We start from the raw sequence: 9,459 nt of genomic DNA on the forward strand, positions 1-9,459 counted from the left end.
TGTCTTTTCCGACGGCCTTTTCGAGGCCTTTAAACACCTTTCAACGACCTTCGCCAGGAGATGACCATGAGCCTTAAAGAACAAATCACCGAAGACATGAAGACCGCCATGCGCGCAAAGGACGCCGAGCGCCTGGGCACCATCCGCCTGCTGCTCGCCGCTTTGAAGCAAAAAGAAGTCGACGAGCGCATCGAACTCGACGACGTCATGGTGATTGCCATCGTCGACAAGCTGGTCAAGCAGCGCAAGGATTCGGTCACCGCTTTCACTGAAGGTGGGCGGCAGGATCTGGCCGACAAGGAAGCCTCCGAGATCAAGGTGCTCGAGGCCTACTTGCCGAAGCGAATGAGCGCCGAAGAAGTCGCGGTCGAGGTCAAGGCCATCGTCGTCGAACTCGGTGCCTCGGGGCCCGGCGACATGGGCAAGGTGATGGGCACCGTCAAGACGCGGCTCGCCGGCAAGGCCGACATGGGTCAGGTGTCCGCTGCGGTCAAGGCCGCCCTTTCCGGCGCAGCATGACGGTCATCCACAAGGCCTGCGCATGCCTTGTGGATGCGCAAAACCGCTTGCTGGTCTTTTTGCATCCGGGCGATGGCGGTATGCAGTTGCCCAAGGGCACGGTGGAACCGGGAGAGTCGCCTCAAGACGCAGTGCGTAGAGAACTGCTCGAAGAATCGGGCATCGCTTATTCCGGTGCGCTGCAAGAGCTTGGCACGATGGATCGGCACTGCAATGTCGGCATCGAGGGCAACACGCACGAACACCAGCAACTCTGGCATCTTTATCTGATGCGACAGATCGAACCGCTGCCGGAGTGCTTCGACCATATCGCCGTCGGCAGCCCAGAAGAAGAAGGCCTTGTCTTCTGCTTCCAGTGGCTGGCGAAGGACGCACCGATCGACGGCTTTACGCCGCCGTTTACGTCGCCATACGTCCGCGTGATCGAACGGGTGCGCGAAGCGCTTGCCAGTTAGCTCCCCGCCACCTTCATCTTGTTGACAAGGATCGAGCCAGTAGTCTTGGCGCCGTAGTTATAGGCATCGGCACCCACCGCCTGAATGCCCATCAACATATCTTTCAGGTTGCCGGCGATCGTGATCTCTTCCACCGGGAAAGCGATCTTGCCCTTCTCGACCCAGAAGCCGCTGGCACCGCGCGAGTAGTCGCCCGTCACGTAGTTAACTCCTTGGCCCATCAGTTCGATAACGAAGAGCCCGGTGCCGAGCTTGCGCAGCATCTCGTCGAGGTCGTCGCCCGGCTTGGTCAAGCGCGAAGTCAATGTCAGGTTGTGCGAGCCGCCCGCGTTGCCGGTGGTCTTCATGCCCAGTTTGCGAGCCGAGTAGGTCGACAAGAAGTAGCCTTCGAGCCGGCCCGCATCGACCACCTTCCGCGCTCTGGTCGTCACGCCTTCGTCGTCGAACGGCGAGCTTCCCTTGCCACGCTTCAAGTGAGGGTCTTCGACCAGGTCCATGTGCTTCGGCAGCACCGGCTTGCCGAGCGAATCGAGCAAAAAGGTGCTCTTGCGATACAACGCGCCGCCACTGGTGGCCTGCACCAGCCCGCCGAGCAGGCCCGCGGCCAATGGCGACTCGAACAGCACAGCGCATTGCGTCGTCTTGATCTTGCGCGACTTGAGGCGGCTCAGCGCACGTTCGGCGGCATAGCGGCCAACCAATTGAGGGCTCGCGAGTTCGTCGGCGGAACGCATCGAGCTGTACCACGCATCGCGCTGCATGTCGTTGCCCTTGCCCGCGATCGGCGCCACCGAAATCGAGTGCCGCGAGCTGGCGTAACCACCTCTGAAGCCATGCGTATGCGCGCTGAAAAAATGACTCTGCTGGGCCGAAACGCCAGCGCCTTCACTGTTGGTGATGCGCTTGTCGGTCGAGAGCGCGGCTTCTTCGCATTCGAGCGCCAGCTTGGCCGCCTCTTCGCTGGTGACAGCCCACGGGAAGAACAGGTCGAGTTCCGGCTGCTCCTTGACGATGTCGTCTTCGTCCGGCAGTCCGCTCACCGGGTCTTCGGCAGTAAAGCTGGCGATGTCGTAAGCCGCCTGCACCGTCCGCGCGATAGCCGCTTCGGAGAAGTCGGACGTGCTCGCATTGCCGCGCCGGTGCCCGACGTAGACCGTGATGCCGAGCGACTTGTCGCGGTTGCGCTCGACGTTTTCGAGCTCGCCCTTGCGCACCGAGACGCTCAGGCCGCAGCCTTCGGACGCCTCGGCACCGGCGTCGGTCGCGCCGAGCTTTTTGGCATGCGCCAAAGCCGTGTCGACCAAGTTTTCAAAGAAAGGGCGGGTGTAGGCGAAGCCGGAGTCGGGGCGCGAGGCCGGTTGCAAGCGGGATGTCTTCATGTGTTGGCTATGATACTTCTGCCCCCTGTTTCCGATGGTGCGGTCAAAGATTTAACCCATGTCCCGCAAACCCAAAAAAGGCTACTACGTCCGTGGCGAGTTCGTTGCTGAAGGCAGCGAGCTCGATCTGGAGCTCAAACGTGAGCTCAAAGGCACCGACGAAGCGAGCCGAACCGACCTCAAGCGTGAAAGCACCGAGCTGCAAAAGCTCGGCGAAGATTTGCTCACGCTGCGCGCCAGCCTGTTCGAAGCATTGCCCCTTGGCGAAAAGCTGTCGGACGCCGTGCTGGAAGCCAAGCGCATCACCAACTTCGAGGGCAAACGCCGGCAGATGCAGTTCATCGGCAAGCTGATGCGCAAGCTCGACGAGCCCACGCTCGACGCCGTGCGCTACGCGCTGGCAGAGCAGAACAGCACGCCTGCCGCCGAGACCGCCGCGCTGCACGAAGCCGAGCGTTGGCGTGATCGCCTGATCGCCGACGACGACGCGCTCGGCGGCTGGATCGAGACGCACGCCGGCACCGATGCGCAGCAACTGCGCGCGCTCGTGAGGCAAGCCCGCAAGGACATGAAGGTCGGCCCCGCAGGCGAGGCGCCGCGCCAGAGCAAGGCCTATCGCGATGTGTTCCAGCTGGTGCGCCAGCAATTGGCGGTGCATGGCAGTGGCGACCATGCTGCTGCGGCTGCCGCACAGGAGCTCGAGGACGACGCATGAGCGCAGCGCTGCCGCCGACGCCCGAACCGGTGCGCATCGGCATCGTCTCCGTGAGCGATCGCGCATCGAGCGGCGTTTACGAAGACAAAGGCTTGCCGGCACTCGAGGAGTGGCTGACGCGTGCGCTCAAAAACCCGATCGCCTTCGAGCCGCGCCTGATTCCCGATGAAGCCGAGCGGATCAGCGCCACGCTGATCGAGCTCGTCGACGCCGGCTGCACGCTGGTGCTGACCACCGGTGGCACCGGCCCTGCCCTGCGCGACGTCACGCCTGATGCGACGCTTGCCGTGGCGCACAAGGAAATGCCAGGCTTCGGCGAGCAGATGCGGCAGATCAGCCTGCGCTTCGTGCCCACTGCCATCCTGTCGCGGCAAGTCGCCGTGATTCGCGACAAGAGCCTGATCCTGAATTTGCCCGGCCAGCCCAAAGCCATCGCCGAGACGCTCGAAGGCTTGAAAAACGCCGATGGTTCGCAGGCCGTTCCCGGCATCTTCGCGGCGGTGCCCTATTGCATCGACCTCATCGGCGGTCCGTATCTGGAAACCGACGACTCGGTGTGCAAGGCGTTCCGACCCAAAACGGCCATTCGGACACGCGCCTGATCAGCGCTTGGGCTTGGGTTCGACCATCGCCTTCGCGATGCCGCGCAGGATGTGAATCTCTTCGGGCGTCGGCTGCGCCCGATTGAAAAGCTGCTGCAACCGCGGCATCAGCTTCTTCGGCGCTGCAGGATCGAGAAATCCGATGTCGACCAGCGAACGTTCCCAGTGGTCCAGCATGCCGGCGACGGCCTGTGCATCTGCCGCCGGCGATGACGACACGGCGTCTTTCACTTCGTAGCCACCCAGCGCCAATCGCCACTCGTACGCAATCACCTGGATCGCAGCGCCGAGGTTGAGCGAACCGAAGTTCGGGTCGGTCGGAATGCTGAGCGCAACGTTGCAGCGATACACGTCTTCGTTGCGCATACCGAAGCGTTCGGAACCGAACAAGAAGGCCACGCAACCGTCGACTGCAGATGTATCGAGCACCCCGAGATGCTCGCGCGGCGTGCGCGTCGGCGGTCCGAAATCACGCGGCACCATCGCAGTCGCACACAAATGCGTCACGCCGTCTAGCGCCTCGTCGAGCGTTTCCACGATGCGCGCGTTGTCCAGCACGTCGAGCGCGCCGCTGGCGCGTTGAATCGTCTCCTCGCGCCGCAGCACGTTGGGCCAGCGTGGAGCGACAAGCACGAGGTCAGTGAAGCCCATGGTCTTCATGGCGCGAGCGGCAGCGCCCACATTGCCGGCATGGCTGGTCTGTATCAGGATGAAGCGGGTGCGCATGGGAGGACGAAAAACGAGGGGTAACGGGCCGACCGCGGCCGGGTAAAATGCCCTGATTCTCGCTGCCCGCATCGCCGGGCTGCATCCTGCGGAGCCGCATCGCGCGGTGTCGCCGTTCTTCTCACAATCCAATGTCGTCCCCCAACCTGCATCCCATGCTCAACGTGGCCGTCAAGGCCGCACGCGCCGCCGGCGCCATCATCAACCGCGCGGCGCTCGATGTGGAGGCCGTGCGCATTTCGCAAAAGCAGGTCAACGACTTCGTCACCGAAGTCGACCATGCAAGCGAAAAAGTGATCATCGAGACACTGCTCGCCGCATACCCGGGGCACGGCATCCTGGCCGAAGAATCGGGCTCCGAATACGGCGCCAAAGACTCGGAATTCATCTGGATCATCGATCCGCTGGACGGCACCACCAACTTCATCCACGGTTTCCCCGTGTACTGCGTGTCGATCGCGTTGGCAGTGCGCGGCAAGGTCGAGCAGGCCTGCATCTACGACCCGAGCCGGAACGATCTGTTTACCGCCACCAAGGGTCGCGGCGCCTACATGAACGACCGCCGCCTGCGCGTTTCCAAGCGCACGCGGCTCAACGAATGCCTGCTTTCCACCGGCTTTCCGTTTCGCACCGGGGACAACTTCAAGCAGTACCTCGCGATCATGGCTGACCTGATGCCGCGCACGGCCGGCTTGCGCCGCCCCGGCGCTGCAGCGCTCGACCTCGCCTACGTGGCCGCCGGTTTCACCGATGGTTTTTTCGAAACCGGCCTCAGTCCGTGGGACGTTGCTGCGGGATCCTTGCTGGTCACCGAGGCCGGTGGCCTGGTCGGCAATCTCACCGGCGAGCCTGAATTTCTCGATCAGCGCGAATGCCTGGCCGCTGCGCCCCGCATCTACGGTCAACTCGTGCCGTTGCTCTCCAAGTATTCGAAGTTCGCAGGCGTGGACGACAAGATGCGCGCCAGCGACCGCGTGCGCGCCGTGTCCGCCGCGGCCAACCCGGATGTGGACGAATCGGTCGACTTGTACGCACGCTCTACCGTCGCCGATTTCGAAAGCTCCGGCAGCGATGGCGTCTCGGTCGAGCCCGCAGCCGTCGCGCCTGTTCCGCGCAAGCTCACACGCATCAAGCGCGACGTCGCAGCAGCGCCTTTTAACGACCCGGCCGATTCCACGGGCAAGTGATGCAGACGCTGAGCTCGGCCGGGGCCGCCGCGCGCCGAACCCGCGCCGCGTTGCGCATCGCCCTGAGCCACTACGTCGCCAACGGGCTGTCGGTGGCCTTCGGGCTGCTGCTTATTTCAGGCGGTCTGCATCTCTGGTTGGGAACCGTCGCAGGCGCTGCCGCGTCGGTGGGCGTCATCGTCGCTTCGCCGCCCGACCTCGCTGCGCCACGCCGCGGCAAGTTTTTCCAGATGCTGCCGGCGCCGCTGATCAGCATGCCGCTTTTCTTCGTCGTCCAGTGGTTGCACACCGCGCCGCTGCAACTCGGGCTGGTGCTGGTCCCCGCCACTTTCTTGTCTTTCACGCTGATGGCATGGGGCAAGCGCGGCATTCCGATTGCCATCGCGATCATGCTGGCGATGATTTTTTCGATGGCCACGCCGCCGCCGACCGATCTGCACGAGGCACTCGAACGCACGCTGCACTTCGGCATGGGTGCCGGGCTGTACGTCATCTACGCCACCTTGGCCAACCTGGCGCTCAACGCCCGCTACCGCGTGCAACTCATAGCCGACGTGCTGTTGGCGCTGGCGAACCTGATGCGCACCGAGGCGCGCCAGTTCAGTGCCAAAGACGAAACCGACGACGTGCGCGATTCGCCGGCGCCGATGCTCGGCCAGTTACTGACGCAGCAGGCCGCCCTCGCCGATCAGATTCAGGCGGCGCGGGACATCGTGCTCGAGTCGCCGCGCACGCCGCGCCGGCAACGGCTCGCCGGCATGCTGGTGATCGTGCTGGAGATGCGCGACCACCTGTTGGCCAGCGAACTCGACCTCGACGTATTGCGCACGCACTCCGACCATGCAGGCTCGCTCGGCGAGATGCGCGCGGTGCTCGAATTGATTGCGATCGACGTCACGCGTCTGGCAGATTCACTGCTGCTCGGCCGCAAACCCCAAGCGGGACAAGACCGCCGGCCCACCCTTTCGGCCATCGCCATTCCAACCTACACGGGCCGGCCCGACGGCCTGGCCGCACCCAACACGGCCGTGTTGGCGCGCGGACTGGCGAGCCGCATCGGCCACCTCAACGATGAAGTGATGCGACTCACCGCACTGGCACGCGGCGAGCGCGAGCCCGACCTGGCCGTGGTGCGCGCCAACTGGCAAATGTTCGTGAGCCCGACGGCGTGGTCGTGGCGCCCTTTCCTCACGCTCTTCAACTGGGACGCACCGCCGCTGCGCCACGCCATCCGCGCGGCACTGGCGATTGCCGCTGGCTACAGCATCGCGGTGTTGCTGCCGTGGGGCTCGCACGACTACTGGATTTTGCTGACCATCGTCGTCGTGCTGCGCGGCAGCCTCTCGCAAACGCTGGAGCGGCGCAATGCGCGCGTGGCCGGAACGATGCTGGGATGCGTGCTCGCTGTCGGCTTGTTGTCCACCCATCCGTCCGCGTTGGTGCTGCTGCTTTCGGTGACCTGCGCGCAGGCTGTGGCGCACGGCTTTGCGGTACGGCGTTACCTGATCACGGCCGTCGCAGCCACCGTGCTCGGTCTGGTGCAGGCACACCAGCTGTACGCCGGCGCCGCCCCGACCTTCGCGCTCGTCGAACGCATTGCCGACACCTTGATCGGTGCGGCCGTGGCGTGGGGCTTCTGCTACGTTCTGCCGTCGTGGGAGCGCAGCCAAATCCCCGCTCTGGTGGCGCGCACGCTGCTGGCGCAAGCGCGCCATGCCCGGCTGGCACTCGGCCTCGGGCAACTGCAGGCCGTCGACACCAGCCCCGAGCTCGAGTGGCGACTGGCGCGCAAGGAGGCGTTCGACAGCCTCTCCGCGCTGGTACAAGCCACCCAGCGATCGCTGTCCGAACCACGCGCAGTGCGGCCGCCCATCGAGCCGCTAGAGCGCCTGCAGGCCCACAGCTACCAGTTGCTGGCCCAGCTCAGCGCGGTCAAGTCGATGCTGGTGTTGCGGCGCGACCGGCTGACGCCCGCTGAAATCGAGGCGCCGCTGGCACGTGCGGCCGAGCAGATCCAGTCGGCGATCGGCAACCCGGCCGACGCGTCTGCCAAAGCTGCCAAGGCGGTGGAGGCCGCACAGTCTGGCGAGGCACCCGCAGAGACTACGTCTGCACCGCGCACACGGGTGGTTGGCCCGATCCCGCTGCCCGACCCTTTCGACAACGACATCAGTCCCTGGCTGCTGCGCCGACTCGATCTCGCAAGCGGCCTGGCACTGCAGCTGCACGACGACGCGGCGCGCATCTTGCAGGCCGAAGCGGAGGCCGAAACGATGGCTGGACTGTTGCCGAAGGAAGCTTGATGGAGTTGCATGCATTGCTTGGCCACCCGTGGTTCGGCACGTGGATCGCGGCGCTGATCGCCAGCGCATCGGGCCTGCTCGTCTACCGCGTGGGCGGCATGCTGTTGCTGCGCCTGACGCGTCATGCGGTCGTTCTGCATTCGACGATCTCGAAGGCACGCACGGCGGCGCGGTGGGTTCTGCCGCTCGTGGCGCTACAGATGGTGTGGCAGGCCGCGCTCGACGACCTTCGCTACATCGACAGCGTGCGGCACCTCAACGGATTGCTGCTCATCGCGTCATGCACCTGGCTGGCCGTGCGGTGCATCAACGGCTTCACCGAAGGCCTGCTCGCCAAGCATCCTCAAGACGTCGACGACAACCTGCAGGCGCGCCGCATCCACACGCAGGCCAAGGTGCTGGCACGCACCGCCAGCACGATGGTTCTGGTGGCCGGGGCGGCGCTCATCCTCATGACGTTTCCGGGTGCGCGGCAGGTCGGTGCCAGCCTGCTCGCCTCTGCCGGCGTTATCGGCATCGTGGCCGGTCTTGCTGCCAAGCCGGTGCTGAGCAACCTGATCGCCGGCCTGCAGATCGCCTTGGCGCAGCCGATACGCATCGACGATGTGCTCATCGCCGAGGGTGAGTGGGGCAAGGTCGAGGAGATCACGGGAACCTTCGTCGTGATGAAGCTGTGGGACGAACGCCGCCTCATCCTGCCGCTCAGCTATTTCATTGAGAAGCCGTTCCAGAACTGGACGCGACAGAGCGCGCAGTTGCTGGGTTCGACCTTCATCTACGTCGACTACACGATGCCGCTGGCGCCGCTGCGCGCGGAGATGGAGCGCATCGTGCGAGCGGCGCCGGAGTGGGATGGTCGCGTGTTCGTGCTTCAGGTGATCGACGCCACCGAGCGCACGATGCAGTTGCGCATCCTTGCCACTGCGGCCACCGCGCCGCTGGCGTTCGATCTGCGCTGCCGCATCCGCGAAGGGCTCATCGACTTCGTGCAGCGCGAGTATCCGGAATCGCTTCCCAAGCTGCGCATGCAGGACATGGGTGGGCCGTCCGCTTCAGCGGTCGCACAAGGCCCGGCGGCACCCGCGCCGACCGTGGCAGCAATGGGCACGGCCAATCCAGCCAACCTCATGCAGCCGTTGCCGCACCGCTGAGCTGCACGCTTGCGCGTCAGCGCCCGGCGCCCCACAACCTCCAGCACGGCGCCAATTCGTCGATGCTCGACCTCCCGCGTGACTTGACTTGTCTTTAATTTAGATATATCTTTTGTGTTTTAGATACACACAAGAAAGATCGACATGCAACATTTCAGATCATTCGAGCGATGCACACGCCGCGCCGAACACGGTGACGGTTCCGACGGCGGACGCGGCGGCCCTGGCCATCGACACGACCATGGCGACGGCTCGCGAGGCATGGGCGGTGGTGGTGGCCGAGGCGGTAGTGGCCGAGTCTTCGGCCATGGCGGCCTGCGCTTCGTGCTGCTGCAACTCATCGCTGACAAGCCGAGCCACGGCTACGAGCTGATCAAGGAGATCGAAGAACGCCTGGGCGGCAGCTACAGCCCGAGCCCCGG

At 64.7% G+C, this 9,459-nt stretch carries 10 protein-coding genes; 8 read left to right on the forward strand and 2 right to left on the reverse strand.

The genetic code is table 11. The annotated features are described in order from the left end of the window. Positions 1–66: 66 nt before the first annotated feature. Positions 67–519: a GatB/YqeY domain-containing protein gene (locus QN397_RS14700; RefSeq protein WP_323496233.1), complete on the forward strand. Its 453-nt coding sequence runs from the start codon at positions 67–69 to the stop codon at positions 517–519. Next, the gene (locus QN397_RS14705; RefSeq protein WP_323496234.1) at positions 516–974 is read left to right on the forward strand and encodes an NUDIX domain-containing protein; all 459 of its coding nucleotides are present in this window, start codon (positions 516–518) and stop codon (positions 972–974) included. The genes QN397_RS14700 and QN397_RS14705 overlap by 4 nt, the downstream gene beginning before the upstream one ends. Here the strand turns inward: QN397_RS14705 and pmbA are convergent. Further along, positions 971–2,353: a metalloprotease PmbA gene (gene pmbA, locus QN397_RS14710; protein ID WP_323496235.1), complete on the reverse strand. Its 1,383-nt coding sequence runs from the start codon at positions 2,351–2,353 to the stop codon at positions 971–973. The genes QN397_RS14705 and pmbA overlap by 4 nt on opposite strands. Before the next feature lie 58 nt (positions 2,354–2,411). Between pmbA and yjgA the strand changes: the two genes are divergently transcribed. Both yjgA and mog read left to right on the forward strand, forming a co-directional pair. Continuing rightward, positions 2,412–3,068 (forward strand): ribosome biogenesis factor YjgA, encoded by a 657-nt coding sequence (yjgA, locus tag QN397_RS14715; protein WP_323496236.1) that lies wholly within the window; start codon positions 2,412–2,414, stop codon positions 3,066–3,068. Next, the gene (gene mog / locus QN397_RS14720) at positions 3,065–3,670 is read left to right on the forward strand and encodes a molybdopterin adenylyltransferase (protein ID WP_323496237.1); all 606 of its coding nucleotides are present in this window, start codon (positions 3,065–3,067) and stop codon (positions 3,668–3,670) included. Before yjgA ends, mog begins: the two co-directional genes overlap by 4 nt. On the opposite strand, the gene QN397_RS14725 is transcribed toward mog, so the two are convergent. Beyond that, a complete protein-coding gene (locus QN397_RS14725; RefSeq protein ID WP_323496238.1) occupies positions 3,671–4,396 on the reverse strand; it encodes an RNA methyltransferase in 726 nt (241 codons plus the stop codon). It abuts the gene before it with no gap. A gap of 131 nt (positions 4,397–4,527) precedes the next feature. Here QN397_RS14725 and QN397_RS14730 point away from each other — a divergent pair, with 131 nt between their 5' ends. The 4 genes from QN397_RS14730 to QN397_RS14745 all read left to right on the forward strand — a co-directional run. Beyond that, on the forward strand, positions 4,528–5,583 hold the full coding sequence (locus QN397_RS14730) for an inositol monophosphatase family protein (protein WP_323496239.1): 1,056 nt from the start codon (positions 4,528–4,530) through the stop codon (positions 5,581–5,583). Then, positions 5,583–7,886: an FUSC family protein gene (locus tag QN397_RS14735; protein WP_323496240.1), complete on the forward strand. Its 2,304-nt coding sequence runs from the start codon at positions 5,583–5,585 to the stop codon at positions 7,884–7,886. Before QN397_RS14730 ends, QN397_RS14735 begins: the two co-directional genes overlap by 1 nt. Continuing rightward, complete coding sequence (locus QN397_RS14740; protein WP_323501262.1) at positions 7,886–9,037, forward strand: mechanosensitive ion channel family protein; 1,152 nt, start codon at positions 7,886–7,888, stop codon at positions 9,035–9,037. The genes QN397_RS14735 and QN397_RS14740 overlap by 1 nt, the downstream gene beginning before the upstream one ends. Positions 9,038–9,181: 144 nt before the next feature. After that, the coding region (locus QN397_RS14745; protein WP_323501263.1) for a PadR family transcriptional regulator at positions 9,182–9,459 on the forward strand (278 nt) is incomplete at its 3' end.

Source organism: Variovorax sp. RTB1 (assembly GCF_035018765.1).
In the GTDB taxonomy this organism is placed as follows: domain Bacteria; phylum Pseudomonadota; class Gammaproteobacteria; order Burkholderiales; family Burkholderiaceae_C; genus Variovorax.

Excerpts from the sequence above, each read along its gene's own strand:
- pmbA (WP_323496235.1), bottom strand. The coding sequence starts at position 2,353 with ATGAAGACATCCCGCTTGCAACCGGCCTCGCGCCCCGACTCCGGCTTC.
- QN397_RS14740 (WP_323501262.1), top strand. The coding sequence starts at position 7,886 with ATGGAGTTGCATGCATTGCTTGGCCACCCGTGGTTCGGCACGTGGATC.
- yjgA (WP_323496236.1), top strand. The coding sequence starts at position 2,412 with ATGTCCCGCAAACCCAAAAAAGGCTACTACGTCCGTGGCGAGTTCGTT.
- QN397_RS14730 (WP_323496239.1), top strand. The coding sequence starts at position 4,528 with ATGTCGTCCCCCAACCTGCATCCCATGCTCAACGTGGCCGTCAAGGCC.
- mog (WP_323496237.1), top strand. The coding sequence starts at position 3,065 with ATGAGCGCAGCGCTGCCGCCGACGCCCGAACCGGTGCGCATCGGCATC.
- QN397_RS14700 (WP_323496233.1), top strand. The coding sequence starts at position 67 with ATGAGCCTTAAAGAACAAATCACCGAAGACATGAAGACCGCCATGCGC.
- QN397_RS14735 (WP_323496240.1), top strand. The coding sequence starts at position 5,583 with ATGCAGACGCTGAGCTCGGCCGGGGCCGCCGCGCGCCGAACCCGCGCC.
- QN397_RS14705 (WP_323496234.1), top strand. The coding sequence starts at position 516 with ATGACGGTCATCCACAAGGCCTGCGCATGCCTTGTGGATGCGCAAAAC.
- QN397_RS14725 (WP_323496238.1), bottom strand. The coding sequence starts at position 4,396 with ATGCGCACCCGCTTCATCCTGATACAGACCAGCCATGCCGGCAATGTG.